This window comes from Variovorax boronicumulans (genome assembly GCF_019352895.1).
GTDB lineage: Bacteria > Pseudomonadota > Gammaproteobacteria > Burkholderiales > Burkholderiaceae_C > Variovorax > Variovorax boronicumulans_A.
The window spans coordinates 352,494-378,627 of sequence record NZ_JAAAFX010000014.1 but is presented as its reverse complement, the minus strand read 5'-3'; the positions used below and the strand labels follow the sequence as shown (position 1 = coordinate 378,627).

General features: G+C 68.0%; 23 protein-coding genes, 1 tRNA gene and 1 other RNA gene. 10 read left to right on the top strand and 15 right to left on the bottom strand.

Features of this window, described 5'->3' with window-relative positions; genetic code table 11:
* Positions 1–69: 69 nt before the first annotated feature.
* Together K0H49_RS28155 and dnaX are read right to left on the bottom strand one after the other, a co-directional pair.
* A complete protein-coding gene (locus K0H49_RS28155; protein ID WP_183023719.1) occupies positions 70–402 on the bottom strand; it encodes a YbaB/EbfC family nucleoid-associated protein in 333 nt (110 codons plus the stop codon).
* Positions 403–440: 38 nt separating this feature from the next.
* Positions 441–2,348: a DNA polymerase III subunit gamma/tau gene (gene dnaX, locus K0H49_RS28150; protein WP_219219857.1), complete on the bottom strand. Its 1,908-nt coding sequence runs from the start codon at positions 2,346–2,348 to the stop codon at positions 441–443.
* A 148-nt stretch (positions 2,349–2,496) separates the two neighbouring features.
* Between dnaX and ffs the strand changes: the two genes are divergently transcribed.
* Positions 2,497–2,593: signal recognition particle sRNA small type (gene ffs, locus K0H49_RS28145), an RNA gene on the top strand.
* Between the two features lie 466 nt (positions 2,594–3,059).
* Here ffs and K0H49_RS28140 read toward each other — a convergent pair.
* Positions 3,060–3,371, bottom strand: a complete 312-nt coding sequence (locus K0H49_RS28140; RefSeq protein ID WP_219219855.1) for a hypothetical protein — start codon at positions 3,369–3,371, stop codon at positions 3,060–3,062.
* Positions 3,372–3,440: 69 nt separating this feature from the next.
* Positions 3,441–4,697, bottom strand: coding sequence for a TIGR03862 family flavoprotein (locus K0H49_RS28135; RefSeq protein ID WP_219219854.1), 1,257 nt, complete (start codon positions 4,695–4,697; stop codon positions 3,441–3,443).
* Between the two features lie 142 nt (positions 4,698–4,839).
* Between K0H49_RS28135 and trxA the strand changes: the two genes are divergently transcribed.
* Together trxA and rho are read left to right on the top strand one after the other, a co-directional pair.
* A complete protein-coding gene (trxA, locus tag K0H49_RS28130; protein WP_183023723.1) occupies positions 4,840–5,172 on the top strand; it encodes a thioredoxin TrxA in 333 nt (110 codons plus the stop codon).
* A 177-nt stretch (positions 5,173–5,349) separates the two neighbouring features.
* Entirely contained in the window at positions 5,350–6,615 is a 1,266-nt protein-coding gene (gene rho / locus K0H49_RS28125; RefSeq protein ID WP_219219852.1) for a transcription termination factor Rho, read from the top strand.
* A gap of 129 nt (positions 6,616–6,744) precedes the next feature.
* Here the strand turns inward: rho and K0H49_RS28120 are convergent, their stop codons facing one another.
* Entirely contained in the window at positions 6,745–7,803 is a 1,059-nt protein-coding gene (locus tag K0H49_RS28120) for an oxidoreductase (protein ID WP_219219850.1), read from the bottom strand.
* Between the two features lie 164 nt (positions 7,804–7,967).
* Here K0H49_RS28120 and K0H49_RS28115 point away from each other — a divergent pair, with 164 nt between their 5' ends.
* The 3 genes from K0H49_RS28115 (at position 7,968) to K0H49_RS28105 (ending at position 11,423) form a co-directional block, all read left to right on the top strand.
* Positions 7,968–8,237, top strand: coding sequence for a type B 50S ribosomal protein L31 (locus tag K0H49_RS28115; RefSeq protein WP_183023726.1), 270 nt, complete (start codon positions 7,968–7,970; stop codon positions 8,235–8,237).
* A gap of 82 nt (positions 8,238–8,319) precedes the next feature.
* Complete coding sequence (locus K0H49_RS28110; protein WP_219219848.1) at positions 8,320–10,056, top strand: hypothetical protein; 1,737 nt, start codon at positions 8,320–8,322, stop codon at positions 10,054–10,056.
* Positions 10,053–11,423 carry an MATE family efflux transporter gene (locus K0H49_RS28105; RefSeq protein WP_374122438.1) on the top strand — a complete coding sequence of 457 codons (1,371 nt, stop codon included), beginning with the start codon at positions 10,053–10,055 and terminating at the stop codon, positions 11,421–11,423. Before K0H49_RS28110 ends, K0H49_RS28105 begins: the two co-directional genes overlap by 4 nt.
* Here the strand turns inward: K0H49_RS28105 and phoR are convergent.
* From phoR to pstS, 7 genes are read right to left on the bottom strand one after another with little or no spacing between them, the layout of a single operon-like run.
* Positions 11,377–12,720, bottom strand: coding sequence for a phosphate regulon sensor histidine kinase PhoR (phoR, locus tag K0H49_RS28100; RefSeq protein ID WP_219219844.1), 1,344 nt, complete (start codon positions 12,718–12,720; stop codon positions 11,377–11,379). The two genes, K0H49_RS28105 and phoR, sit on opposite strands and share 47 nt — an antisense overlap.
* 41 nt (positions 12,721–12,761) lie before the next feature.
* Positions 12,762–13,454, bottom strand: coding sequence for a phosphate regulon transcriptional regulator PhoB (phoB, locus tag K0H49_RS28095; RefSeq protein WP_219219842.1), 693 nt, complete (start codon positions 13,452–13,454; stop codon positions 12,762–12,764).
* Positions 13,455–13,466: 12 nt separating this feature from the next.
* Positions 13,467–14,168 (bottom strand): phosphate signaling complex protein PhoU, encoded by a 702-nt coding sequence (phoU, locus tag K0H49_RS28090; protein WP_183023731.1) that lies wholly within the window; start codon positions 14,166–14,168, stop codon positions 13,467–13,469.
* 10 nt (positions 14,169–14,178) lie between these two features.
* Positions 14,179–14,958 carry a phosphate ABC transporter ATP-binding protein PstB gene (gene pstB, locus K0H49_RS28085; RefSeq protein WP_219219839.1) on the bottom strand — a complete coding sequence of 260 codons (780 nt, stop codon included), beginning with the start codon at positions 14,956–14,958 and terminating at the stop codon, positions 14,179–14,181.
* 8 nt (positions 14,959–14,966) lie between these two features.
* A complete protein-coding gene (gene pstA, locus K0H49_RS28080; RefSeq protein WP_219219838.1) occupies positions 14,967–15,851 on the bottom strand; it encodes a phosphate ABC transporter permease PstA in 885 nt (294 codons plus the stop codon).
* A complete protein-coding gene (pstC, locus tag K0H49_RS28075) occupies positions 15,848–16,930 on the bottom strand; it encodes a phosphate ABC transporter permease PstC (protein ID WP_219219836.1) in 1,083 nt (360 codons plus the stop codon). The genes pstA and pstC overlap by 4 nt, the downstream gene beginning before the upstream one ends.
* Positions 16,931–16,948: 18 nt before the next feature.
* Positions 16,949–17,992: a phosphate ABC transporter substrate-binding protein PstS gene (gene pstS, locus K0H49_RS28070; RefSeq protein WP_219219834.1), complete on the bottom strand. Its 1,044-nt coding sequence runs from the start codon at positions 17,990–17,992 to the stop codon at positions 16,949–16,951.
* A gap of 218 nt (positions 17,993–18,210) precedes the next feature.
* Here pstS and K0H49_RS28065 point away from each other — a divergent pair, with 218 nt between their 5' ends.
* Positions 18,211–19,722, top strand: coding sequence for a Ppx/GppA phosphatase family protein (locus tag K0H49_RS28065; protein ID WP_219219832.1), 1,512 nt, complete (start codon positions 18,211–18,213; stop codon positions 19,720–19,722).
* A gap of 21 nt (positions 19,723–19,743) precedes the next feature.
* Here K0H49_RS28065 and K0H49_RS28060 read toward each other — a convergent pair whose 3' ends face one another.
* Genes K0H49_RS28060 through K0H49_RS28050 form a run of 3 tightly spaced genes read right to left on the bottom strand, consistent with a single transcriptional unit; the run spans position 19,744 to position 23,373 of the window.
* Entirely contained in the window at positions 19,744–20,205 is a 462-nt protein-coding gene (locus K0H49_RS28060; RefSeq protein WP_219219830.1) for a SixA phosphatase family protein, read from the bottom strand.
* A gap of 15 nt (positions 20,206–20,220) precedes the next feature.
* A complete protein-coding gene (gene ppk1 / locus K0H49_RS28055; protein WP_219219828.1) occupies positions 20,221–22,458 on the bottom strand; it encodes a polyphosphate kinase 1 in 2,238 nt (745 codons plus the stop codon).
* Between the two features lie 42 nt (positions 22,459–22,500).
* Positions 22,501–23,373, bottom strand: coding sequence for a GNAT family N-acetyltransferase (locus K0H49_RS28050; RefSeq protein ID WP_219219826.1), 873 nt, complete (start codon positions 23,371–23,373; stop codon positions 22,501–22,503).
* Between the two features lie 139 nt (positions 23,374–23,512).
* On the opposite strand from K0H49_RS28050, the gene K0H49_RS28045 reads away from it, so the two are divergent.
* From K0H49_RS28045 to K0H49_RS28035, 3 genes are all read left to right on the top strand, one after another.
* Positions 23,513–25,195 carry an FAD-dependent oxidoreductase gene (locus tag K0H49_RS28045; RefSeq protein ID WP_219219824.1) on the top strand — a complete coding sequence of 561 codons (1,683 nt, stop codon included), beginning with the start codon at positions 23,513–23,515 and terminating at the stop codon, positions 25,193–25,195.
* 75 nt (positions 25,196–25,270) lie between these two features.
* The gene (locus K0H49_RS28040) at positions 25,271–25,975 is read left to right on the top strand and encodes a glutathione binding-like protein (RefSeq protein ID WP_219219822.1); all 705 of its coding nucleotides are present in this window, start codon (positions 25,271–25,273) and stop codon (positions 25,973–25,975) included.
* Between the two features lie 66 nt (positions 25,976–26,041).
* A tRNA-Pro gene (locus K0H49_RS28035) sits at positions 26,042–26,118 on the top strand.
* Positions 26,119–26,134: the final 16 nt, after the last annotated feature.

Genomic DNA, 26,134 nt, shown 5'->3' with positions numbered 1-26,134 from the left:
CAAAAAAGAAGGCCCCGACAGGCGGGGCGGCGAAGCGGCACGCCCTGCGCGCAGCTTCGAGCCAAGTCATCAGAAGGGCAGCTTCATGCCGGCCGGCATGCCGGGCATGCCCGCGGTGAGCTTGCCCATCTTCTGTTCGCTGGTTTCCTCGGCCTTGCGCACTGCGGCGTTGAAGGCGGCGGCGACCAGGTCTTCCAGCATGTCCTTGTCATCGGCCAGCAGGCTGGGGTCGATGGTGATGCGCTTGACGTCGTGCTTGCAGGTCATGACGACCTTCACCAGGCCGGCGCCCGACTCGCCTTCGACCTCGATGTGCGCTAGTTCTTCCTGGGCCTTCTTGAGGTTGTCCTGCATTGCCTGCGCCTGCTTCATGAGGCCGGCCAGTTGTCCTTTGTTGAACATCGTTGGTCCTGATAGTTGGGTGGGTAAAAAAAATGGATTCAGACGGGCCGCAGCGTACCGGGCACGACCTTCGCGTCCCAGTCGCGCATCAGCTGCTGCACTTCGGGGTCGCCGTGGATCGCCTCCTCCGCCGCACGCTGACGCGCATCGGCCGCCTGCTTGTTGCGGCGCGCCGGGCTGTCGCTCACGCCGCCAATCTCGATGGTGATTCTCACCCCATGGCCGAGCGCGGCAAGCGCAACCTGCAATTTCTCGCGGCTCGCGGGCTGATTGAGCGTCTCGCGCTCGACGCGCAGCAGCCATTGATCGACGTCGCGCGCGACCAACTGGGATTGCAGCGCCAACTCGCGCGCCAACGCCGTGATGGCCTCCGCGACCACCATTTGCGTCACCGTGGCGTGCCAGAAGTCGCCGTCCTCGCTGGGAGGAATCGGCGCGGCCACCGCCACCTCGCTGCCGCGCGGCTGCTCGCGCGCATCCGAGGCCGGCTGCACACGCACAGGCATGGCGAGCACGCGCGCGGGCGGCTCTTCCATCGGGATGTCGTCGAAGTACGCGGGTGGCCCGTCGGACGAGGGTGGTGATTCGCGCACCGGCAGGCGGTGGCCCGGCGGTGTAGACGAGGCCGGCCGGACGGGCGCCGCGACGACGGCCGCAGGCGGCATCACAGGCGCAGGAACGGCCTTGGGTGCAGGCGCCTGCTCGCTCATCTGCCGCACGGCCAAAGGCCGGGCCGGGGCCGGCGGTGGCGCCGAAACGGGTGGCGGCAGGGCCGCCGGCCCTTCATTCAGAGTTTTTTTTTCCGGGGAGGCCGAAGCCACGGCAGCCAATGCGTTCGCGGGCTTGAAGGCCAGCAGCCGCAGCAGCACCATGGTCAGCGCCGCGTACTCGTCGGGCGCCAGGCCCAGTTCGGCACGGCCATGCAGGCACAGGCTGTAGAGCAGTTGGGTCTCGTCGGCCGGCATCGCGGCGGCCAGGCGCGCGGTCTCGGCGGCATCGGGATCGGTGTCGCCGGTGGCGGCGGCCGCGCGCGAGGGCACGGCCTGCAGCACGGCCATGCCCTGCAGCACGGTGGTCATCTCCTCGAGCGTGGACGCGGCGGACAGCCCGTCGCGACGCAGCACCTCGGAGGTCTCGACCACGGTCTTGCCGTCGCCCTGCGCCAGCGCATCGATGAGCCGGAACACATGGCCGCGGTCGACGCTGCCCAGCATCTGGCGCACGCTGGCCTCCTGCAGCTGGCCGTTGCCGAAGGCGATGGCCTGGTCGGTCAGCGACAGCGCATCGCGCATCGAACCGCGCGCAGCACGTGCCAGCAGGCGCAGCGCCTGGGGCTCGGCATCGACCGACTCGGCCTTCAACACTTGGGTGAGGTGGTCCAGCACCGTCTCGGGCGCCATGGGCCGCAGGTTGAACTGCAGGCAGCGCGACAGCACCGTGACCGGCACCTTCTGCGGGTCGGTGGTGGCCAGCACGAACTTGAGGTACTCGGGCGGCTCTTCCAGCGTCTTGAGCATCGCGTTGAACGCGGTGTTGGTGAGCATGTGCACTTCGTCGATCATGAAGACCTTGAAGCGCCCCTGGACCGGCTTGTAGACCGCCTGCTCGAGCAGCGACTGCACCTCGTCGACGCCGCGGTTGGAGGCCGCATCGAGTTCGGTGTAGTCGACGAAACGGCCCGCATCGATGTCGCGGCAAGCCTGGCAGACGCCACAGGGCGTGGCGGTGATGCCGCCCTGCCCGTCCGGGCCCTGGCAGTTGAGCGACTTGGCCAGCACGCGCGAGACCGTGGTCTTGCCGACACCCCGGGTGCCGGTGAACAGGTAGGCGTGGTGCAGCCGCTGGGTGGTCAGCGCGTTCGACAGGGCCTGGACCACATGCTCCTGGCCGACCATTTCTTCGAAATTACGGGGCCGGTATTTGCGGGCGAGCACGAGATAGGACATTGCAGGCATTCTAAAAGGCGCAGCGACTCCTTCCTGCCGAATGCCGTGGAATGCTGCGAACCGACCGCTCCGGCCGAAGGGCATGTCCCCGCAGGGACAAGGCGATGCGACGCGGAGCGCTCCCTCCGGGGACGCTACAATGGACGCTGACGGGCCTCCCCGCATGGTGAAGCGGCCAACCGGGTCAGATGGGGAACCAAGCAGCCCTAACTGCGTAGTCAGTGCCGGGGGTAAGGCTCGTCAACCTCACATCCAGAAGCCTCCAGTCTTCCACGACTCGAGCGCCATCCAGGGCCCAGCGCCCACCCGCCATGAAAGCAGCACCTCTACGGTTTCGCTGCAGGACCTGGCAAAGCCCACCCGGCCTCACCTCCCCAGGCAGCACAGTCGCGCCTTGGCAACTCCCTCACCTGTCGTCCATGAGAACGACCGCGCCTGGCTCACAGCCGAGCGTGTCGATCCGGCCCTCGCACTTCTCTCATTCCAACGCGGCCGTCAACCCCAAAGTTGTTCTCTTCTTCTGTGGATAAAGCTGTGGGTTCTGGCGGGGCAAGAGGGGCCAAAGCGAGCATCCATGAGGCCTGCCGCCACATTGCCCAAAGAAAGGGCACCGACCGGATGAGGAGTGTGGAACGGCAAAAATCATTGCGTTCTGCCGGGCCCGGGACACGGCAACCCGCACCTCGCACGCCTGCTCGCCGCCCAGGCTGCTCAGGCGGACAGCGATGCGCCGGTATGGAAGCCTGCGCCCACCTCACGGGCCCGCAGCTTCGCCGCCAGCGTCTCCGCCAGGGCCAGCGTCTCGTGTTCCATGGCGGCAATGCGGTAGGCGCCGAGACGGCGTCCTTCGTAGCTCAGGACGGCCACTGAAAAATGATGGCTCAGGGCTGTGGCTGCGTCGTGCAGGCACTCGGCAATGGACCAGAGTCCCTCGCGCAGATGGCGATCGTCGGCCGAGCCGATGCTGACGCCGTAGTTGAAATACCTGTCGCGGATTTTGCGAATGTCGACTTGCGGTTGCATGCTTTGGAAACTTTTTGTGACCATAGATTTTCGAGAGTCACCGCGCCGAAGCATGTAATCCGGAAGTATTCAGGTCTTGTAGGACGATTCCTGCATGCATCGCAACACGCCGCGTGCTGCGGCCGCGCCGCTGGCCATTGACGCCGTGAGCAGGTAGCCGCCGGTCGGCGCCTCCCAATCCAGCATCTCGCCGGCACAGAACACGTTCGGCAGCGAGCGCGCCATCAGGTGTTCGTCCAGCGCATCGAAGCGCACGCCGCCGGCGCTGCTGATGGCCTCGGCCACGGGTCGGGCCGCGGTCAGCCGGATCGGAAGCGACTTGATCGCGCGCGACAAGGCCTCGCCGGCCTGCACGCCTTCGCGGCCCAGCACCTCGTACAGCATGCCGGCCTTGACACCGTCGAGGCCGAGGCGGCTCTTGAGGTGGCTGCTGAGCGAACGCGAGCCGCGCGGATGCATCACGGCCGCATGCACCTGCTCGGCGCTGCGGTCGGGCAGCAGGTCCAGCAGCAAGGTGGCGCTGCCGTGCGCCGCAATCTCGTCGCGCAGCAGGCCGGAGGCCGCATAGACCAGGCTGCCCTCGATGCCGGTCGCGGTGGCCACGAACTCGCCCTTGCGCGCGAAGTGCCGGCCCTGGCCATCGGTGAATGCAATGGCCACCGACTTGAAGGGCTGGCCTGCGAAGCGCGTGCTGAAGTGCTCGCTCCAGCCGGCGTCGAAGCCGCAGTTGGCCGGCTGCAACGCATCGACGGCCACACCATGCGCCTGCAGCCATGGCACCCAGGCGCCATCGGAACCCAGGCGGGGCCAGCTGGCGCCGCCCAGGGCCAGCACGACCGCGGCGGCTTCGGCATGCACCTCGCCCGCCGGCGTCGCGAAACGCAGCGCGGCCGGCGACACGGCCTCTTCGGTGCCGCCGAGCCAGCGATGCCGCATATGGAACTGCACGCCTGCCGCGCGCAGCCGGTGCAGCCAGGCGCGCAACAGCGGCGCGGCCTTCATGTCGGCAGGGAACACGCGGCCCGAGGTGCCCACGAAGGTCTCGATGCCCAGGCCCTGGGCCCAGGCGCGCAGGGCGTCGGGCCCGAACGCGCGCAGCAGCGGTTCGATCTGGGCACGGCGTTCGCCGAAGCGGGTCACGAAGGTCTCGAGGTCTTCGGAATGCGTGAGGTTCAGGCCCCCGCGGCCCGCCAGCAGGAACTTGCGTCCTACCGAGGGCATGGCGTCATAGAGATGGACCTGCCGTCCGGCCGCGCTCAGGACTTCGGCGGCCATCAGGCCTGCGGGGCCGCCGCCGATCACGGCGACGGTGTTTTCAATGCTCATTCAGGGTTCCAAGTTCAGAGGAAAAAAGGGCTTTGGCTATCGAGCCCATAGCGGGTGCGCACACCACGCCGACACTTGGTTTCTGCCACAATGACCCGCACTTTAGCCGCACCGAAACCACTCGCGTCACAAGGAAAAAATCATGGCAAGCGATCTCATCAAACACATCTCCGACTCTTCCTTCGAAGCCGACGTGCTCAAGTCCGGCAAGCCCGTGCTGGTGGACTACTGGGCCGAATGGTGCGGCCCCTGCAAGATGATTGCGCCGATTCTCGACGAAGTCTCCAGCACCTATGAAGGCAAGCTGCAGATCGCCAAGATGAACGTCGACGAGAACCGCGACATCCCCGCCAAGTTCGGCATCCGCGGCATCCCCACGCTGATGCTGTTCAAGGACGGCCAGCTGGCCGCCACCAAGGTCGGCGCCATGAGCAAGGCACAGCTGACCGCCTTCATCGATCAGCAGCTCGCCTGAGCCGCTTCGAATCGGCGGCCGTCGCGCAATGCGGCGGCCGTCTTGTTTTTCCTGTCATAATCTCCTGCAGATCACCGGCCCGCCCGGTTTGAGTTCCCCGGTTCGTGAGGCAGTTCTCGCCTCTCCTGAAACCTCCCCCCGTTTTCCGTTCGATACCGCCCCGCAAGGGGTCGCTCCATGCACTTAAACGAACTCAAGGCACTCCACGTGTCTGAAGTCCTCAAGCAGGCCGAAGCCCTTGAGATCGAAAACGTCGGCCGCATGCGCAAGCAGGAGCTGATGTTCGCGATCATCAAGAAGCGCGCAAAGGCCGGCGAACAGGTCTTCGCCGATGGCGTTCTCGAAATCCTGCCCGACGGCTTCGGTTTCCTGCGCAGCCCCGACACCAGCTTCACCGCCAGCACCGACGACATCTACATCTCGCCGAGCCAGGTCCGACGCTTCAACCTGCACACCGGCGACATGGTCGAAGGCGAAGTGCGCACGCCCAAGGATGGCGAGCGCTACTTCGCGCTGACCAAGCTGGACAAGGTCAACGACGGCCCGCCCGAGCAGAACAAGCACAAGGTGATGTTCGAGAACTTGACGCCCCTGTTCCCCAAGGAACAGATGAAGCTCGAGCGCGACGGCATCAAGAGCGACGAGAACATCACGGGCCGCGTGATCGACATCATCGCCCCCATCGGCAAGGGCCAGCGCGCCCTGCTGGTGGCACCGCCCAAGAGCGGCAAGACGGTGATGATGCAGCACATCGCGCATGCGATCAGCGCCAACTACCCCGACGTCCACATGATGGTGCTGCTCGTCGACGAGCGCCCTGAAGAAGTGACCGAAATGCAGCGCACCGTGAAGGGCGAAGTGATTGCTTCGACCTTCGACGAGCCCGCCGCGCGCCACGTGCACGTCGCCGAAATGGTGATCGAGCGCGCCAAGCGCCTGGTCGAACTCAAGAAGGACGTGGTGATCCTGCTGGACTCGATCACCCGCCTGGCCCGTGCCTACAACAACGTCGTGCCCTCCTCGGGCAAGGTGCTGACCGGTGGCGTCGACTCCAACGCCCTGCAGCGCCCTAAGCGCTTCCTGGGCGCTGCGCGCAACGTGGAAGAAGGCGGCTCGCTGACCATCATCGGCACCGCGCTGATCGACACCGGCAGCCGCATGGACGAAGTGATCTTCGAAGAGTTCAAGGGCACCGGCAACTCCGAAATCCACCTCGACCGCCGCCTCTACGAGAAGCGCGTGTTCCCGTCGATCCAGCTCAACCGCAGCGGCACGCGCCGCGAAGAGCTGCTGCTCGCACCGGAAATCCTGCAGAAGACCCGCATCCTGCGCCAGTTGATGTACAACATGGACGAGATCGAGTCGATGGAGCTGATGCTCAAGAACATGAAGGCGACGAAGACCAATGTCGAGTTCTTCGACATGATGCGTCGCGGCGGGTGATTGAGACCGTCCCCGAGCTGGCTCACTTCGTGTAGCCAGCTCCCCCTCCAGGGGGCAACACCAGCGGCCCGGCAAAGCCGGTTCCGCGGTGTTCCACCCACAAAAGCCCGTCGCTTCGACGGGCTTTTTTCATGGCGAGAGTGCTCGGCCTTCGCGGGCGCTGCGAGTGCCCAGGTCGAGCAGCGCCATCAGGGCCACGGCCTCTTCCGGCGGCACGGGGTTGGGGCCGTGGCCGAGGATCGCGTCGCGCACCGCGGCGTAGTAGTCGACGTAGCTGCCGCGGCGGTTGGGCACGCTGCTGTCGCGCACCCAGTTCTCCACGGCCACTACCTTCAGATCGCCCGGCAGCGGGTCGACGCCCCAGTCGTCACCGCCCGGCCGTGCGCCCGCGCGCAGCGCATCCTCCTGCGGATCGACGCCGTGCTTCACATAGCTGCCGCGTGTGCCGTGCACCAGGTATCGCGGCGCCGCATGGGCGGCCAGCGTCGTGGCATGCAGCACCACGCGCAGCGGGGCGTGCGATCCGGTCTCGTAGCGCAGCACGGCGTGGAAATAGTCCTCGACCTGGGCGCCGTCGCGCAGCGCCGCGGTGTCGAGCTGCAGCGTGTCGGGGCGCCCGAACAGTTGCACCGCCTGGTCGAGCAGATGCGCGCCCAGGTCGACCCACAGCCCGGCACCCGGCACCGCCTGCTCGCGCCAGCGCTCGCGCACCTGCGGCCGGAAGCGGTCGAAGTGCGATTCGAGGTACACCGGCCGGCCGAGCTGGCCGCTCGCCAGCAGTTCGCACAGCGTCAGGTAATCGGCATCGAAGCGGCGGTTCTGGTAGACCGACAGCAGGCGCCCCTGCTGCGTGGCCAGCGCCGCCAGATCACGCGCCTGGGCCGCGTCGAGGGTGAAGGGCTTGTCGACCACCACGTGCCGGCCGGCTTCCAGCGCCGCCCTGGCCAGCGGATGGTGCTGCGCATTGGGCGCGGCGATCACCACCAGGTCGATGTCGGCGCGCGCCAGCAGGGCCGCGCTGTCCGGCTCGACCGCCACGCCGGGCCAGTCGGCGCGCACCTTGTCGGGCTGCGAACTGGCCACGGCCGCCAGTTCGAGTCCGGGCACGGCCGACAGCACCGGCGCATGGAAGGTCTGGCCGGCAAAACCGTAGCCGACGAGGCCGACGCGCAAGGGGGAAGAAGACATGGCAAAGGTTCTGGAGCTCGGAGTGGGCCAGTATGCGATAATCACGGGCTTCGCGAAAAGTGCAGCCGGGCGCAGGGCCCGGAACCGACGCCCCGCCGACCTTCTTTCACAGGTGGCGGATCCAGGCGGCTTGTGGCTCTCGCATCGACCCCAAAGGAAACACCATGGCAAAAGAAGGCATTCACCCGAACTACCGCGAAGTCCTGTTCCAGGACATGTCCAACGGCTTCAAGTTCGTGACCCGTTCGTGCGCGAACACCAAGGAAATGGGCAAGACCGACGACGGCCGTGAGCTGCCCCTGTTCAAGCTCGACACCACCAGCGAATCGCACCCCTTCTACACCGGCACCCAAAAGTCGGTGGACAACATGGGCGGCCGCGTGGAGAAGTTCCGCAACCGTTTCGGCAAGACCACCGGCACCGCTTCCAAGTAAGCTCGCCGCATCCAGGTCGAGGGCAGCCCGGTTTACCGCGCTGCCCTTTTTCTTTACAACAACACCGCCACCGCCGCTTCCGTTGAGCCAACCCACGCCCGCCATCGTTGCCCAGAGCGCCGTGCGCCGTCTGCCGCGCATGGCTCTGCTGCTGCTGTGCGCCGCCTACCTGCTGCCCGGCCTGATCGGCCGAGGCCCCTGGAAGAGCGCCGACGTGACCGCCTACGGCTACATGGCCGAACTGGCCCAGAGCACCGAAGGCTGGATGCGCTGGCTCGACCCGCTGCTGCTGGGCCTGCGGCCGGAAACACCGGCACTGATTCCCTACTGGCTGGGCGCACTGGCGATCAAGATCGCGCCGGCCTGGATCCACCCCGATCTGGCCGTGCGCATCGTCTTCGCGGCGCTGCTGTGGTGCACCTTCTCGGCCACCTGGTACGCGGCCTACTACCTGGCACGCACGCCCAATGCCCAACCGGTGGCCTTTGCCTTCGGCGGCGAGGCCCACCCCACCGACTACGCCCGCGCCATCGCCGACGGCGCCCTGCTGGCGCTGATCGCCTGCCTGGGCCTGGCCCAGCTCGGCCACGAGACCACGCCGGCGCTGGCGCAACTCTTCTTTGTCGCGAACCTCTTCTACGGCGTGGCCGCCATGCCCTACCACCGCACCGGCGCGACCGTCGCGCTGGTCATCGGCGCGCTCGGGCTGGCACTGAGCGGTGCCCCGACGGTCGGCCTGGCGCTGGGCATCGGCGCCGCGGCGCTGGTGCTGATCGACCGGCGTCGCCACGCCCGCGTGGAGACTGACGACGCGCCCGCCTACGCACCCACCGCGGCGCTCACGATCGCGGCTGTGGCGCTGCTCGCCGCCGGCCTGGTCATTGCGCTGGGCCTGTGGCACTGGCAGATCGTGCTGCCGGGCCAGCACGCGGGCAAGACGCTGATCGCCGACCTGCGCAGCCAGGCCAAGCTGCTGCTGTGGTTCACCTGGCCGGCCTGGCCGCTGGCGCTCTGGACCCTCTGGCGCTGGCGCCGGCAACTGACGGAGCGCCACGTCGCACTGCCCTTCTGGTTCGCGCTGGTTCCCCTGGCCGCCACCTGGAGCACCGACTTTTCCGAGCGCTCGCTGCTGCTGGCCCTGCCCGCGCTGGCCACGCTGGCGGCCTTCGCGCTGCCCACCTTCCGCCGCAGCGCCGCGGCGTTGATCGACTGGTTCACCCTGCTGTTCTTCAGCGGCGTGGCCTTCATCATCTGGGCCTACTGGATCGCCATGCTGACCGGCACGCCGCCCAAGATGGCGGCCAGCATCGCGCGGCAGATTCCGGGCTTCGTGCCGCAGTTTTCCTGGATCACGCTGCTGTTCGCGCTGGCGGCCACAGCCGCCTGGTGCTGGCTCGTGCGCTGGCGCACCGGACGCCATCAGGCGGCCCTCTGGAAGACGCTGGTGCTGCCGGGCGGCGGCGCGGCCCTGTGCTGGCTGCTGGGCACCACGCTGTGGCTGCCGGCGCTCGACCATGCCTGGAGCTACGCGCCCCAGGTGCGCGCGATCAGCGAACGCGTCGGCTCGGCGCCCTGTGTCGCCACGCTCTCGCTGAGCCGACCGCACATCGCGGCCCTGCGCTACCACGGCCATTTCGACCTGCGTCCGCTGGACACCGCAGGTCATGGAACCGACGCCTGCCCCTGGCTGCTGGTGAGCCCGGATGCGATCAGCCGCGGCAACGCCGTCGACTTCAAGCAATGGCGCCTGTCCGGCACCGTGCGGCGTCCCACCAGCGCCAACGACGACATCCTGCTGTTCCAGCGCATCACCCCGTGAAGAGCGAGCGGCAACGCATCGCACGGCTGGCCGGCACCGTGCTGGCAGGGCAATTTGCGGCCATGGCCTTCGGCGTCACCGACACCATCGTGGCCGGCCGCTTCGCCCAGGACGCGCTGGCGGCGCTGTCGGTCGGTGCTGCCATCTATGCCAGCGTGTTCATTTCCCTGATGGGCGTGCTGCAGGCGCTGCTGCCGGTGTGGGCCGAACTGCACGGTGCCCAGCGCTCGGCCGACGTCGGCCGCTCGGTGCGGCAGTCGCTCTACCTCTGCGGCGTCGCCATCGTGCTGGGCATGGCGCTGCTGCTGATGCCGGACGCGCTGCTGCGCTGGACCGACGTGCCCGACGCGATGCGCGGCGCCGTCGAGTCCTATCTGGCGGTGCTGGCCTTCGCGCTGCCGCCGGCGCTGCTGTTCCGCCTCTTCGGCACGCTGAACCAGGGCCTGGGCAAGCCGAAGCTGGTCACCTGGGTGCAGCTCGGCTCGCTGCTGTTCAAGGTCCCGCTGTCGATCTGGTTCACTTTCGGCGGCGCCGGCGTGCCCGCCATGGGGCTGGTGGGCTGCGCCTGGGCGACGCTGATCGTCACGTGGGCCGAGCTCGTGCTGGCCGTGTGGCTGTTGCGCACCCAGCCCTTCTACCGCAGCTACGGGCTCTGGGCGCGCATGGAGAAGCCCGACTGGGCACAGCTGCGTCGCTTTGCGCAGCTGGGCGTGCCGGGCGGCCTGTCGGTGCTGGTCGAGGTCACCTCCTTCACGCTGATGGCGCTGTTCATCGCGCGGCTGGGCACGGCCGCTTCGGCCGCGCACCAGATCGCGTCGAACCTCACTGCGGCCGCCTACATGGTGCCGCTGTCGCTCGGCATCGCGACCAGCGCACGCGTGAGCTACTGGCTGGGCGCGGGCGACGCGACGCTGGCGCGGCGCGCCTGTGCCCGGGGCTTCGAGCTGATGCTGCTGTGCGCCATCGTCGTCACCGTGCTGATGGCCACGCTGCGCTGGCAACTCGCCGGCATCTATTCCGACGATGCCGCGGTCGTCGCGCTGGCCGCCAGCCTGCTGCTGGCCACGGCCGTCTACCACCTGGCCGACGCGGTGCAGACGCTGTGCGTGTTCGTGCTGCGCTGCTACCGCGTGACCGTCATGCCGCTGCTGCTGTATTGCGCGCTGCTGTGGGTGGTGGGGCTGGGCGGCAGCTACCTGCTGGCCTATCGCGGGCTCGGCCCCTGGGGCGCCATGCAGTCACCGCTGGCCTTCTGGCTGATGAGCGCCGCGGCGCTGGCGCTGACGGCGCTGCTCTTCGTGGCGCTGCTCTGGCGCACGCTCAGGCAGGCACGCTCGCCGCAGGGCGCGCAGGCCGCAGCCGCGTGACCGGGAACAGGATCGCGAAGCGCGAGCCCTGCCCCACGGTGCTCTCGATGCGCAGTTCGGCCCCATGGCGCTGCGCGATGTGCTTGACGATCGCCAGGCCCAGGCCGGTGCCGCCGGTTTCGCGCGAACGGCTGCGGTCGACCCGGTAGAAGCGCTCGGTCAGCCGCGGCAGGTGCTCCTTGGCGATGCCCGGGCCGCTGTCGCGCACCGCGTACTCGGCTCGACCGTCGGGCAGCAGGCGCCAGCTCACCGCGACCTCGCCGCCGCCCGGCGTGTAGCGCACCGCGTTGCTCAGCAGGTTGGACATCGCGCTCTGCAGTTCGGTCGGCACGCCGGCGATCTCCAGATCGCCCTCGACCGAGAACGACAACCGATGCCCGGCCTGCGGTGCGAGCCGGCTCGACAGGCCCCGGCCTTCGTCCTCGCACTGCGCCATGAGTGCGCGCACCCGCGTCCACTGCATCAGCGTGGGCGCCGCGCTGCCCTCCAGGCGCGACAGCGTGAGCAGGTCGTTGACCAGCGTTTCCATGCGGTGCGACTGCTGCGCCATCAGCGCGAGATAGCGCGCGCGCTCCTCGGCATCGAGCGGCAGGTTCTGCAGCGTCTCGACGAAGCCGGCCAGCACGGTCAGCGGCGTGCGGATCTCGTGCGAGACGTTGGCCACGAAGTCGCGCCGCATCGCCTCGGCCTGCTCCAGCGCCGTGATGTCGCGCGTCAGCAGCATGCGGCGGTTGCCGGCATAGGGATGCACCTGTACCGACAGGCGCAGCGCATGGCCGCTCTGGCCGCGCGCGTGGGTGGCGTCGATCACCACGTCGCGGCTGTAGTTCCAGGAAGCCAGGTAGGCGACGAAGCCCGGGTCGCGCACCAGGTTCGCCAGATGCTGCAGCACGTCACGCTCGGCATCGATGCCGAACTGCGAGGCCGCCGTCTGGTTGCACCACTCGATGCGGCCCTGCTCGTCGAGCAGCACCACGCCATTGGGCGAAGCCTGGATCGCGGCGAGGAATTCCTGCAGGCGGTCTTCGGCCTGGCGCGTCTGCTGCTCGCGTTCGCGCAGCAGCTTGCGGATGCGCTCGGCCAGTTCGCCCCAGATGCCGGCACCGCGCGCGGGCAGCCCGGCGCCGCCCTGGCGCAGCACGGCCAGCAGGCGGCCGGCACGCCAGGCGTCGAGCGCCAGCCACAGCAGCGCGCCGATCCAGGCGCCCCAGCCGACGAAGTGCCAGCCGAGCAGCCATTGGGCAACGCCCGCCGCGACGGCGGAGGCCATCAGGAAGGTGGCGATGCGAAAAGGCATGGCGCGCGATTATCCGCCGCGGCCGCGAAGCGAGAGACGCCTCACACCGTGGCTTGTGCGGTCAGGCGGTAGCCGGCACCGCGCACGGTCTCGACCATCGGTGCGGCGGCGCCCAGCGATTCGCGCAGGCGCTTGACGTGCACGTCGACCGTGCGCTCCTCGATGTAGACGTGGTCGCCCCAGACCTTGTCGAGCAGCTGCGCACGGCTGTGCACGCGCTCGGCATGCTGCATCAGGTAGCCCAGCAGCTTGAACTCGGTCGGGCCGACCTTCAGCGGCGCGCCCTGCCAGGTCACGCGGTGGGTCGCGGTGTCGAGCGCCAGCTCGCCGATCTCGACGCGTTCGGCCACCGCCTCGGGTGCACGCCGGCGCAGCACGGCGCGGATGCGCGCCAGCATCTCCTGCGTGGAGAAAGGCTTGGTGATGTAGTCGTCGGCGCCTGCGTCGAGGCCGGCCACCTTGTCGGGCTCGTCGCCACGCGCGGTCAGCATCAGAATCGGGATCGCCTTGGTGCGCGGGTCCTTGCGCCAGTGGCGCGCGAGCTGCAGGCCGCTCTGGCCGGGCAGCATCCAGTCGAGCAGGATCAGGTCGGGCAGGAAGGCGTCGATTTCGCGCTGTGCCGACACGCCATCCTCCGACCAGATCGGCTCGAAGCCGTTGTGGCGCAGGTTGACGGCGATCAGCTCGGCAATCGACGACTCGTCTTCGACGATCAGGACGCGGGGTTTCTTCATTCGCAGATTGTCTTACTGAAGCGCTGCTTCGATGTCGTTCATCGAGGTGTGCCGCACGTCGGCACCCTTGACGATGTAGATGATGAACTCGGCGATGTTCTTGGCATGGTCGCCGATGCGCTCGATGGCCTTGGCCAGGAACAGCAGGTCGAGGCTGGCCGAGATGGTGCGCGGGTCTTCCATCATGTAGGTGACCAGCTTGCGCACGAAACCGTCGAATTCCTTGTCGATCAGGTCGTCGTCCTTGAGGATCGACAGCGCCGCGGCGGTGTCGAGCCGGGCGAACGCGTCCAGCGCCTTGCGCAGCAGGCCCGAGGCCATGTCGGCGGCGATGCGCAGGTCGGTCGAGGGCAGCGCGCGTGCCGAGCCGCTCTCGATGATCGACTTGACCATGCGCGCGATCTTGTTGGCCTCGTCGCCCACGCGCTCGAGGTTGGCGGTGGTCTTGGAGATGGCGATCAGCAGGCGCAGGTCGCGCGCGGTCGGCTGGCGGCGCGCGATGATCGACGACAGCTCGCGGTCGATCTCGATCTCCATCGCATTCACGCGGTGCTCGGTCTCCATCACGCGGTCGGCCGCCTCGGGGTCGAACTGCGCGAGCGCATAGACCGCCTGGTGGATCTGCGACTCGACCATGCCGCCGAGCTCCATCACGCGCGACGAGACGCCGTTGAGTTCGCTGTCGAACTGGCTGGAAAGGTGTTTCTCGGTCATCGCTTTCTCCTTAGCCGAAACGGCCGGTGATGTAGTCCTCGGTCTCTTTGCGCTGGGGCTTGAAGAACATCTGTTCCGTGGCACCGAATTCGATCAGGTCGCCCAGGTACATGTAGGCGGTGTAGTCGCTGCAGCGGGCGGCCTGCTGCATGTTGTGGGTCACGATCACCACGGTGTATTCGCTCTTCAGCTCGGCGATCAGTTCCTCGATCTTGGCGGTCGAGATCGGGTCGAGTGCCGAGCACGGCTCGTCGAGCAGCAGCACTTCTGGCTTGATGGCAATGCCACGCGCGATGCACAGGCGCTGCTGCTGGCCGCCCGACAGGCCCGAGCCGCTTTGCTGCAACTTGTCGCGCACTTCGGTCCAGAGCGCGGCCTTCTTCAGGGCCCATTCGACGCGGTCGTCCATGTCGCTGGCGCTCAGGCTCTCGAACAGCTTCACGCCGAAGGCGATGTTGTCATAGATCGACATCGGGAACGGCGTCGGCTTCTGGAAGACCATGCCGACCTTGGCACGGATCAGCGCCACGTCCTGCTTGGAAGTCAGCAGGTTCTCGCCGTCGAGTGCGATCGTGCCTTCGGCGCGCTGTTCCGGGTACAGCTCGAACATGCGGTTGAAGGTGCGCAGCAGCGTCGACTTGCCGCAGCCCGACGGGCCGATGAAGGCCGTGACCTTGTTCTCCGGGATTTCGAGATTGATGCCCTTGAGGGCGTGGAACTTGCCGTAGTAGAAGTTCAGGTCCTTGACCGAGATCTTGGAACGCACGGGTTGCGAAAGAATGGCGGACATGGGGGCTTTCAGAGCTTGTTGCGCGTCAGGACGCGCGCCAGGATGTTGAGGGCGAGCACGGCGACGGTGATCAGGAACACGCCGGCCCAGGCCAGCTGCTGCCAGTTCTCGTAAGGGCTCATCGCGAACTTGAAGATCGTCACCGGCAGGCTGGCCATCGGCTTGGTCACGTCCGAGGTCCAGAACTGGTTGTTGAGCGCGGTGAAGAGCAGCGGTGCCGTCTCGCCGGCGATGCGCGCCACGGCCAGCAGCACGCCGGTGACCACGCCCGAGCGTGCCGCACGCAGCGTGATGCTCAGGATCACCTTCCACTTCGGCGTGCCCAGTGCATAGGCCGCCTCGCGCAGGCCCGGCGGCACCAGCTGCAACATGTTCTCGGTGGTGCGGATTACCACCGGGATCACGATCAGCGCCAGCGCCAGTGCACCGGCCAGGCCCGAGAAGCTCTTGAAGTAGGCGACCACCACCGCATAGACGAACAGGCCGATCACGATCGACGGCGCCGACAGCAGGATGTCGTTGACGAAGCGCGTCACGTTCGACAGCCAGCCCTTGGGGTTGTATTCGGCCAGGTAGATGCCTGCCATGATGCCGATCGGCGTGCCGACGAAGGTGGCGATGGCCACCATCACGACCGAGCCGAAGATCGCGTTGGCGATGCCGCCCACTTCGTTGGGTGGCGGCGTCATCTCGGTGAAGGTCGCGAGGGCCAGGCCGCCGATGCCCTGGCGCAGCGTCTCCCAGAGGATCCAGACCAGCCAGAACACGCCGAAGGCCATGGCGGCGAGCGACAGCGTCAGCGCGATCTGGTTGACCCGCTTGCGCCCGGCAAACCTGGCGGCGCGGGTTTCGTCGAGCTTCTTGATGCTCAACAGGCGTTCTGCGGTGGTCATGACTTGGTTCCTTCGCTCTTCTTCATGCGTTGCAGCAGCAGCTTCGACAGCGCGAGCACGACGAAGGTGATGAAGAACAGCACGAGGCCCAGGTACATCAGCGCGGCCTGGTGCAGGCCCGCGCCGGCTTCGGCGAACTCGTTGGCCAGTGCCGAGGTGATGCTGTTGGCGGCCTCGAAGACCGACAGCGACTTGAGCTGGTTGGCGTTGCCGATCACGAAGGTGACCGCCATCGTCTCGCCCAGCGCCCGGCCCAGGCCGAGCATGATGCCGCCGACCACACCGGCCTTGGTGTACGGCAGCACCACCTTGGAGACGACCTCCCAGGTGGTGGAGCCCAGGCCGTAGGCCGATTCCTTGAGCAGCGGCGGCGTGACTTCGAACACGTCGCGCATCACGGCGGCGATGAACGGGATGATCATGATGGCCAGGATGATCCCGGCCGACAGGATGCCGATGCCCACCGGGGGGCCCGACACCAGCGCGCCGAGATAGGGCACGCCGTCAAAAAGCTTCTGCAGCGGTTGCTGCACGTAGGCCGAGAGGATCGGTCCGAAGACCAGCAAGCCCCACATGCCGTAGACGATCGAGGGCACAGCGGCCAGCAGTTCGATCGCGGTGCCCAGCGGGCGCTTGAGCCACGCCGGCGACATCTCGGTCAGGAACAGCGCGATGCCGAAGCTCACCGGCACCGCGATCACCAGTGCGATGAACGAGGTGGCCAAGGTGCCGTAGATCATCACCAGGCCGCCGTACTCGTCCTGCACCGGATCCCAGGTGGAGCTGGTCAGGAAGCCCAGGCCGTACTTGGTGATCGCAGGCCAGGCGCCGACGATCAGCGACAGCAGGATGCCGATCAGCATGACCAGCGTCAGCAGCGCTGCGCCCTTGGCCAGCATGCCGAACAGTCGGTCGGTCGCGGCGCCGGTGCGCGGACGCTTGGCCGGCGGCGGAGTGGCGGAAGCGCGAGCACGCTCGGCCGCGAGGTCGAGCGTCTGGGCATTGGCGGGGAAGGTGGATGACAAGGGTCGCTCCGGCAATTGGGAAGGCGGCGCGTCGTCGAGCGGATGGTGGCTCATGCGACGCGCCGGAGGGCCTTACTTGGCGGCTGCGACGGGCTTGCCCGACGCGTCCTTGATGCTGTCGTTCCAGGCCTTGGCGATCGAGGTCTTCACGACGTCGGGCATCGGCACGTAGTCCAGGTCTTCGGCCGTCTTGTCGCCGCTCTTGTAGGCCCAGTCGAAGAACTTCAGCACGCTGGCTGCGTTGGCGGGCTTGTCCTGCACCTTCTGCATCAGGATGAAGGTCGCGCCGGTGATGGGCCATGCGCCCTTGTCGGCCTGGTTGGTCAGCACCTGGTAGAAGGTCTTGCTCCAGTCGGCGCCGGCAGCGGCGGCCTTGAAGGCGGTGTCGTCGGGCGACACGATGGTGCCGGCGGCGTTCTGCATCTGCGCGTACGTCATCTTGTTCTGCTTGACGTAGGCGTATTCGACGTAGCCGATCGAGTTCGGCAGTTGCTTGACAAAAGCGGCGACGCCTTCGTTGCCCTTGCCGCCCGTGCCCAGGGGCCAGTTGACGGCCGTGCCTTCACCGACCTTGCTCTTCCACTCGGCGTTGACCTTGCTCAGGTAGTTGGTGAACAGGAAGCTGGTGCCCGAACCGTCGGCGCGGCGCACCGGGGCGATGGTGGCGTCCGGCAGGGCCAGCGAACCGTTCAGGGCCTTGATGGCGGGGTCGTTCCACTTGGTGATCTTGCCCAGGTAGATGTCGCCCAGGACCTGGCCGTTGAGCTTGAGTTCGCCCGGCTTGATGCCGGTGATGTTCACGACCGGGATCACGCCGCCGATGACGGTGGGGAACTGCATCAGGCCCTTGGCCTGCAGTTCTTCGTCCTTCAGGGGCGCATCGGAGGCGCCGAAGTCGACGGTCTTGGCTTCGATCTGCTTCAGGCCTGCGCCCGAACCGACCGACTGGTAGTTCACCTTGACGCCGGTGGCCTTGTTGAAGTCCGAAGCCCACTTGGAGTACAGGGGGGCGGGGAAGCTGGCGCCGGCACCGGTCACGTCTTGCGCAAAGGCGGGAGCGTGGGCGAAAGCGGCAGCCACGAGGCTGGCTGCTGCGAATTTGATCGTCGTCTTCATGAGGCTTCCTTAGTGAAGTTCAGCAATCCCCGGTTGGGGGTTGCCGCGAACTTTAAAAAGCTTGTGTGACATCGATGTGACACCCCCTCTCCCAATGAAAAAGGCCTCCGGCACCCTGTGTCCATGTGACGCTGTCACAGAATCGTCATGCTCCCGCACCCCGGCCCCGGCTACCATCGGTAGCCCGCCATTTCCCAGCGACCGCCTCCTATTCCTCCATGCAAAACGGCACCCTCCTCGCTGCGGTCGATCTCGGCTCCAACAGCTTTCGCCTCGAAATCGGTCGCGTCGACCACGGACAGATCCACCGCATCGAGTACCTCAAGGAGGTCGTGCGCCAGGGCGCCGGACTCGACAGCGCGCGCAACCTCACCGCCGAAGCCATGCAGCGCGGCTGGGAGGCCCTGGCACGTTTCGGCGAACGGCTGGCCGGCTTCAAGCGCTCGCAGGTGCGTGTCGTCGCCACGCAGACGCTGCGCGAAGCGCGCAACCGCGACGAATTCCTGCTGCGCGCACGCACCGAGCTGGGCTTCGGCATCGACGTGATTCCCGGGCGCGAGGAAGCGCGCCTGATCTACCAGGGCGTGGCGCACATGCTGCCGCACAACGACGTGTCCGACCGCGAGCGCCGGCTGGTGGTCGACATCGGTGGCCGATCGACCGAAATGATCATCGGCCGCGCGCTCGAGGCGCAGGTGATGGAGTCCTACCGCGTGGGCAGCGTGGCCTGGTCGCTCAAGCACTTCCCGCAGGGCCAGTTCACCGCGCCCGCCTTCCGCGCGGCCGAGGTCGCGGCCAAGGCCGTGCTCGACGATGCGCTCTCGAGCTATGGCGCCGGCCACTGGGATGTGGCCTACGGCGCGTCCGGCACCATCGGCGCGGTGGGCGACGTGCTGGCGGCCTCGGGCGCCGAAGCCGGCGTGGTGACGCGCGAGGGGCTCGACTGGCTGGTCGATCGCCTGCTCAAGGCCGGCAGCATCGAGAAGCTGCGCATGGACGGCATGCGCGAAGACCGCAAGGCCGTGATCGGCGGCGGCGTGAGCGTGCTGCGCGCCGTGTTCGACCTGCTCGACATCCGCGAGATGAAGATCGCCCAGGGTGCGCTGCGCCATGGCGTGCTCTACGAACTGCTGGAGCGCGACGACAGCGTGGCCGACCTGCGCGCCGCCACCGTGGCCCGGCTCGCCACCCGTTTTGCCGCCGATGCGGGGCAGGCGCGGCGCGTGGGCGAGACGGCCTCCTCGCTGTACGTTCAGCTCGATCCGGCCGCGCGCGCCAGCGGCACCAGCCGCTCCGGCCGCGCGCTGCGCAAGCTGGGCTGGGCGGCGCAGCTGCACGAGATCGGCGCGCTGATCTCGCACAGCGATTGCCACAAGCACGGCGCCTACATCCTCGACAACGTCGACGCGCCGGGTTTCGCCTCCAACGAATTGCACCAGCTGAGCCAGCTGGTGCTGGGCCACCGCGGCAAGCTGCGCAAGATCGAGACGGCGCTGGAAGACGAAACCTTCGCGGCGCAACTGCTGGCGCTGCGTGTCGCGGTGATCCTGTGCCATGCACGACGCGACCCGGAGCCGCAGGCGCTTCGGCTCGCGCGCAGCGATGCGCGCACCTTCAGCGTGAACTACCGCGGCGACTGGGCCGAGGCCTTCCCGCAGTCGGCCCACCTGCTGCGCGAAGAGGTGCTGGCCTGGCAGAAGACCGGCTGGAAGGTCGTGCTCGGCAGCTGACGCGCCGCGCGCCCCGCACCGCTACATCAGCTCGGGTGCCTGCACCGTCACCACCACGGTCTGGACATCGCCATCGCGTTCGCGCGTGCGGATCCACCAGACCGCGCCCTTGCGCACCGGGCAGCTGTCGTGCGCCATGCCCAGCAGTTGCGCGATCGCCTGGCCCAGCCCGGGCTGGTGCCCGACCACCAGCACCACCGACTTGCCGTTGGGCCAGCCGGCCGCGGCCAGCAGCGCCTCGGGCCCCGCATCGGGCGCGAGGTCGTCGCGCAGCTTGTACTTGCGATCCAGCGCCATCACGGTCTGCTCGCAGCGCCGTGCGGGACTGCTCACGATGCGGGTGCCGTCGGGCAGCTGACGGTCGAGCCAGCCGGCCATGCGCTTGGCCTGTTTTTCACCGCGCGAGGTCAGTGCGCGCTGCATGTCGTCGCAGCCTTCGGTCCAGTCCTCGGCTTCGGCATGGCGCCAGAAGATCAAGTCCATTTCGAGCGTTCTCCTTCAGTTGCGCACGCGGCCCAGGCCGCGCGATGCGTAGCGTCCCATCAGCGCGGCCTGCGCACCATGCGCCTCGATGCGGGTCGACGCGCCTTCCTCGCCGGGATGCGTGTCGCCCTGCACGCGGTGATACACCCCGTCGGCGCCCAGGTCCCAGGCATCCTTGCCGTCGTGCAGATAGGCCACCAGACATTCGTCGATCAGGCGCTGGCGCAGGCCCGGGTCGGTCACCGGCCATGACAGCTCGATGCGCCGCATCATGTTGCGGTTCATCCAGTCGGCGCTCGACAGATACAGCGACTCGTCCTGGCCGCTGCGGAAATAGAAGACCCGGGAGTGCTCGAGGAAGCGCCCGATCACCGAGCGCACGCGGATGTTGTCGGTCAGCCCCGGCACCTGGGCCGGCAGCGTGCAGGCGCCGCGCACGATCAGGTCGATCTTCACGCCCTTCTGCCCGGCCCGCACCAGCGCATGGACCAGGGCCTCGTCGGTCAGCGCATTCATCTTGGCGACGATGCGCGTGGTCTCGCCCTGCTCGGAGGCCACACCCAGCGCGTCGATCTGCGCCACCAGGTTGCGGTGCAGGTCGAAGGGCGCGAGCGACACCCGGTTCAGCTTGGGCAAGCGGCTCTGGCTGGCCAGGTGCACGAACACCGCTTCCATGTCGGCCGTCAGCAGCGGGTCGGCCGTGAGGTGGCTGATGTCGGTGTAGAGCGCGGCGGTGCGCGGGTTGTAGTTGCCGGTCGAGAGGTGGCCGTAGCGCTGCAGCCGCTTGCCTTCGCGCCGCGTGACCAGCAGCATCTTGGCGTGGGTCTTGAGCCCGACCACGCCATACACCACCTGGGCGCCGATCGACTCGAGCATCTCGGCCCAGTTGATGTTGGCCTCTTCGTCGAAGCGCGCCTTGAGCTCGACCACCACGGTCACTTCCTTGCCGCGCCGGACGCCCTCGCGCAGCAGGTCCATCAGCACCGAATCGGCGCCGGTGCGGTAGATGGTCTGCTTGATGGCCAGCACCTGCGGGTCGAGCACGGCCTCGCGCAGGAAGGCCAGCACGCCGTCGAAGCTCTCGAAGGGCTGGTGGATCAGCACATCGCCGCGCTGCAGGCGGTCGAAGAAGGACTGGCCCGGCGACAGCGTGATCGGGTAGGAGGCCTTGTAGGGTGCGAAGCGCAGTTCCTTGAACTGCGGCTCGTCGAGCAGGTCGATCAGTTGCGTGAGCCGCGCCAGGTTGACCGGCCCGTGCACCCGGTAGAGCGACTGCGGCGGCAGGTTGAACTGCGCGAGCAGGAAGCTGGCCAGCGACTCCGCGCAACTGGCCGAGACCTCGAGCCGCACCGCCTGGCCGTAGTGCCGATGCTCCAGGCCCTGGCGCAGCGCGGTGCGCAGGTTCTTCACGTCCTCTTCGTCGACCGCCAGGTCCGAGTGCCGCGTGACGCGGAACTGCGAGAAGTCGCCGACCTCGCGGCCCGGGAACATGCTGGAGAGGTGCGCACGCACGATGCTCGAGAGCGCCACGAACAGCGTCTTGCCGCCCGACACCTTGGCCGGCATGCGGACCAGCCGCGGCAGCACGCGCGGCACTTTCAGGATGGCGATCGGGTTCTCGCGGCCGAAGGCGTCCTTGCCGCCCAGGCGCACGATGAAATTGAGCGACTTGTTCGCCACCTGCGGGAAGGGATGCGAGGGATCGAGCCCGACCGGGATCAGCAGCGGCCGCACTTCGCGCTCGAAGTAGTCGTGCACCCACTTGCGCTGGGCCGGGTTGCGTTCGCCGTGCGAAATGATGTGCACGCCGTGCTGGGCGAAGGCCGGCATCAGCTCGTTGTTGTAGAGCGCGTACTGCGTGTCGACCAGCGTGTGCGCGATCTCGGCCAGCCGCTCGAAGGACGCGACCGTCTCGTTGCCCTTGGCCTCGCCGAGGCTGGCCGCGATCAGGTGCGGCGCGGCGCGCACCTCGAAGAATTCATCGAGGTTGGAAGAGACGATGCACAGGTAGCGCAGCCGCTCGATCAGCGGCACCTCGGCGCGCTGCGCCCAGTCGAGCACACGCTGATTGAAGGCCAGGATGCTGAGGTCGCGGTCGAGCAGGGTCAGCGCGGGACGTGGCGATTCCACTTCGATGGCGGCTGGCGTTTCGGCCGGGGAGGAGGCCTGTTTGGGCAACATGATCACGGATTCTGACGCAAGGACTGGGAACACCGCTGTCAGCGGAGACGTCACAGTGTCGAGCGCCTTCATGACATTTTCGTGACGCTGTCACATGACACCCGGAAGCGTCGATCAGTTGCCCAGGAAATGCTTGCGGTAGCGCGACGGCAGGTCGTCGATGCGCATCAGCATCGGCAGGTCGGCGGTGTTGAAGTCCGGGTCCCATGCCGGCGCGCCGAGCACCTTGGCACCCAGGCGCAGGTAGCCCTTGATCAGCGCCGGCGGCTCCACCACCAGTTCGCTGTCGAGCCGGTCGACCGGCAGCGCCAGGCGCGGCTGCACCTGGTACTGGATCGGCGCCATGTGGGTGGCCGACAGCTGGCGCCAGATGCTGGCCGCGGCGTCGCCGTTGCGCGCGCCGTCGTGGCACATCGGGATGCTCGCGCAGCCGATCATGGTGTCGAGCTTGTTGCGATGCATGAAGGCGGCCAGCGCGCCCCACAGCGCGAGGATGACCCCGCCCTGGCGGTGGTCGCGGTGCACGCAGCTGCGGCCCAGCTCGACCATGCGCTCGCGCAAGTCGCGCAGCCGCGTCAGGTCGAACTCGGTGTCGCTGTAGGTGCTGCCGATGCGGCGCGCCTGCGCCGGCGTGAGCACGCGGTAGGTGCCGATGACCTGCTCGGTCTCTTCGTCGCGCACCAGCAGGTGCTCGCAGAAGTCGTCGAACAGGTCGATGTCGTGGTTCTCGAGCGGCGTGGTCAGGCGTGCGCCCATCTCGCCGGCGAACACCTCGTAGCGCAGGCGCTGGGCGGCGCGCACGTCGTCCTGGTGGCGGGCCCAGCTCACGGTGATGCCCGGGCCGGCGGCCCGTGCGGGCGCAGGCTGCGTGGCCGCCGGCACGACCGGCACCGCGGACGGCACACGGGCCGAGGGTGGCGCACGCCAGAAGGCGGGGCGCGAACCGAGCTGGGAAATCGCGAACATCGGATTGGGCAGTTCTTGCATGGGGGACCCTTCGTGTTGAGCGCGAGTCTCCAGAATCCGGATGAAAGTGGCGTGTCGTCGCCATGGCAATTGCATGACGTCGCCGGCCGCCCTTCTTCGGCGTCTAATGGGCGCCTGCCCCACCCCACAGGAGTCGCCCATGCCTGACGAAGGACGCATCAAGGTCGAAGTCGAAACCCGGCGCCACCAGATGTTCCCGGTGCTGAGCGACGCCGACATCCGGCGCATGCGGCGTTTCGGCAGCCTGCGCAGCTATGCGCAGGGCGAGTGCATGTTCAGGGCCGGCGAGCCGGGCCTCGGCATGTTCGTGCTGCTGGCGGGCACGGTCGCCATCACGCAGCGCGACGGGCTGGGCCATGTCGTGCCCATCGGCCAGCAGGGGCCGGGCCAGTTCATGGCCGAGATCGCCCAGCTGTCGGGCCGCCCCTCGCTGGTCGACGGCCATGCCGAGCGCGCGGTCGAGGCGCTGCTGATTCCGCCCGATCAGCTGCGCGCGCTGATCGTGGCCGAGGCCGACCTGGGCGAGCGGCTGGTGCGCGCGCTGATCCTGCGCCGCGTGGCGCTGATCGAATCCGGCGCCAGCGGCCCGGTGCTGATCGGCCCGCCCGACACCGCCGACGTGCGGCGGCTGCAGAACTTCCTGAGCCGCAACGGCCACCCTTTCCAGGTGGTCGATTCGACCCAGGACGCCGATGCCGCCGCGATGCTCGCCCAGTACGGCGAGGCCACGCTGCTGGTGGCCTGCCCCAACGGCTCGGTGATGATGAACCCGAGCGAGGTGGCGCTGGCGCGCTGCCTGGGCATGGTCGACACCGCCATCCACGACGACCTGTTCGACGTGATCGTGGTCGGCGCCGGGCCGGCCGGGCTCGCCACCGCGGTGTATGCCGCCTCCGAGGGGCTGCGCGTGATCGTGCTCGACTGCCGTTCCTACGGCGGCCAGGCCGGCGCGAGCGCGCGCATCGAGAACTACCTGGGCTTCCCCACCGGCATCTCGGGCGGCGCGCTGGCCGGGCGCGCCTATGTGCAGGCGCAGAAGTTCGGCGTCGAGATGATGATCCCGTCGGAGGTCGCATCGCTCGACTGCAGCCGATCGGCCGAGGGCGAGATGGTGGTGCACCTGGCCGACGGCCGCCGGCTGCGCGCGCGCACGGTGGTGATCGCCAGCGGGGCGCGCTACCGCCGGCCCGCGGTGCCGCGGCTGGCCGAGTTCGAAGGCCGGGGCATCTGGTACTGGGCCTCGGCGCTCGAGGCACGCACCTGCGCGCAACAGGAGGTCGCGCTGGTGGGCGGCGGGAACTCGGCCGGGCAGGCGGCGGTGTTCCTGTCGCAGCAGGCGGCCAAGGTCAACGTGCTGGTGCGCGGCCCGTCGCTGGCGGCCAGCATGTCGCGCTACCTGATCGACCGCATCGAGGCCACGCCGAACATCGAACTGCACCCCTACACCGAGCTGGTGAGCCTGCACGGCGATCCGGCCACGGGGCTCGAAGGCGCGACCTGGCGCCATCGGCGCTCGGGTGCGGAGCACGACTGCCCGGCGCGCAACATCTTCCTGTTCGTCGGGGCCGAACCCGAGACGGGCTGGCTGGCCGGCTGCCAGGTGGCGGTCGACCGCAGCGGCTTCGTGCTGACCGGGCCGGCGGCCAGCGGCGGCTTCCCCGCGCGGCCAGCCGCGCCGCTCGAGTCGAGCGTGCCGGGCGTGTTCGCAGTGGGCGACGTGCGCTCCGGCTCGGTCAAGCGCGTCGGTGGCGCCATCGGCGAAGGGGCGGCCGTGGTCGCGCAGATCCATCAGCACCTCGCGGCCAGCGAGTCCAGGGCCTGAGCCCGTCGCACTGCAGGAAATCCGGGGCGCATTTATGCTGGCGCCCTCCTCTTCTCTTCGCCCGGAACGACCGACATGTCCCAAGCCCCGATCGACGTCTACACATGGCCCACGCCCAATGGCCACAAGGTCCACATCATGCTGGAGGAGTGCGGCCTTCCCTATGTGGCGCACCCCATCGACATCGGCAAGGGCGACCAGTTCGCGCCGGACTTCCTGAAGATCAGCCCCAACAACAAGATCCCCGCCATCGTCGATCCGCAAGGCCCGGACGGCCAGCCGATCTCGCTGTTCGAGTCGGGCGCCATCCTGGTGTACCTGGCCGGCAAGACCGGCAAGTTGATGCCCGCCTCCGACCGCGGCCGCTTCGACGTGCTGCAGTGGCTGATGTTCCAGATGGGCGGCGTCGGCCCGATGCTGGGCCAGGCCCATCACTTCCGGCTCTACGCACCGGAGAAGCTGCCCTATGCGATCGAGCGCTACACCAACGAGGCCCGGCGCATCTACGGCGTGATCGACAAGCGCCTGTCGCAGAGCGCCTTCATCGCAGGCCCGGACTATTCGATCGCCGACATCGCGATCTTCCCGTGGCTGCGCAGCTGGGAGAACCAGGGCATCGTGCTGAGCGACTTCCCGCACCTCAAAGCGTGGTTCGACGCCATCGCCGCACGGCCCGCGGTCCAGCGCGGCGTGAAGGTGCTGGCCGAGCGACGCAAGCCGCTCACGGGCGACAAGGAGCGCGCCGTTCTTTTCGGCAAGGACCAGTACGCCAAACGCTGACTGAAAAGTATTTAAGGCATGCCTGTCCGGAAACGCCATCAGGGCGGGCTAGAATCGCAGGCTTGTCGGGGCGTAGCGCAGCCTGGTAGCGCATCTGGTTTGGGACCAGAGGGTCGAAGGTTCGAATCCTTTCGCCCCGACCATGAAAAAAGTGAATGC

Excerpts from the sequence above, each read along its gene's own strand:
- pstC (WP_219219836.1), bottom strand. The coding sequence starts at position 16,930 with ATGAGCCACCATCCGCTCGACGACGCGCCGCCTTCCCAATTGCCGGAG.
- pstA (WP_219219838.1), bottom strand. The coding sequence starts at position 15,851 with ATGACCACCGCAGAACGCCTGTTGAGCATCAAGAAGCTCGACGAAACC.
- phoU (WP_183023731.1), bottom strand. The coding sequence starts at position 14,168 with ATGACCGAGAAACACCTTTCCAGCCAGTTCGACAGCGAACTCAACGGC.
- K0H49_RS28050 (WP_219219826.1), bottom strand. The coding sequence starts at position 23,373 with ATGCAAGAACTGCCCAATCCGATGTTCGCGATTTCCCAGCTCGGTTCG.
- pstB (WP_219219839.1), bottom strand. The coding sequence starts at position 14,958 with ATGTCCGCCATTCTTTCGCAACCCGTGCGTTCCAAGATCTCGGTCAAG.
- rho (WP_219219852.1), top strand. The coding sequence starts at position 5,350 with ATGCACTTAAACGAACTCAAGGCACTCCACGTGTCTGAAGTCCTCAAG.
- K0H49_RS28060 (WP_219219830.1), bottom strand. The coding sequence starts at position 20,205 with ATGGACTTGATCTTCTGGCGCCATGCCGAAGCCGAGGACTGGACCGAA.
- dnaX (WP_219219857.1), bottom strand. The coding sequence starts at position 2,348 with ATGTCCTATCTCGTGCTCGCCCGCAAATACCGGCCCCGTAATTTCGAA.
- trxA (WP_183023723.1), top strand. The coding sequence starts at position 4,840 with ATGGCAAGCGATCTCATCAAACACATCTCCGACTCTTCCTTCGAAGCC.
- K0H49_RS28115 (WP_183023726.1), top strand. The coding sequence starts at position 7,968 with ATGGCAAAAGAAGGCATTCACCCGAACTACCGCGAAGTCCTGTTCCAG.
- ppk1 (WP_219219828.1), bottom strand. The coding sequence starts at position 22,458 with ATGAAGGCGCTCGACACTGTGACGTCTCCGCTGACAGCGGTGTTCCCA.
- pstS (WP_219219834.1), bottom strand. The coding sequence starts at position 17,992 with ATGAAGACGACGATCAAATTCGCAGCAGCCAGCCTCGTGGCTGCCGCT.
- K0H49_RS28040 (WP_219219822.1), top strand. The coding sequence starts at position 25,271 with ATGTCCCAAGCCCCGATCGACGTCTACACATGGCCCACGCCCAATGGC.
- K0H49_RS28135 (WP_219219854.1), bottom strand. The coding sequence starts at position 4,697 with ATGAGCATTGAAAACACCGTCGCCGTGATCGGCGGCGGCCCCGCAGGC.
- K0H49_RS28065 (WP_219219832.1), top strand. The coding sequence starts at position 18,211 with ATGCAAAACGGCACCCTCCTCGCTGCGGTCGATCTCGGCTCCAACAGC.
- K0H49_RS28045 (WP_219219824.1), top strand. The coding sequence starts at position 23,513 with ATGCCTGACGAAGGACGCATCAAGGTCGAAGTCGAAACCCGGCGCCAC.
- phoB (WP_219219842.1), bottom strand. The coding sequence starts at position 13,454 with ATGAAGAAACCCCGCGTCCTGATCGTCGAAGACGAGTCGTCGATTGCC.
- phoR (WP_219219844.1), bottom strand. The coding sequence starts at position 12,720 with ATGCCTTTTCGCATCGCCACCTTCCTGATGGCCTCCGCCGTCGCGGCG.
- K0H49_RS28155 (WP_183023719.1), bottom strand. The coding sequence starts at position 402 with ATGTTCAACAAAGGACAACTGGCCGGCCTCATGAAGCAGGCGCAGGCA.
- K0H49_RS28120 (WP_219219850.1), bottom strand. The coding sequence starts at position 7,803 with ATGTCTTCTTCCCCCTTGCGCGTCGGCCTCGTCGGCTACGGTTTTGCC.
- K0H49_RS28140 (WP_219219855.1), bottom strand. The coding sequence starts at position 3,371 with ATGCAACCGCAAGTCGACATTCGCAAAATCCGCGACAGGTATTTCAAC.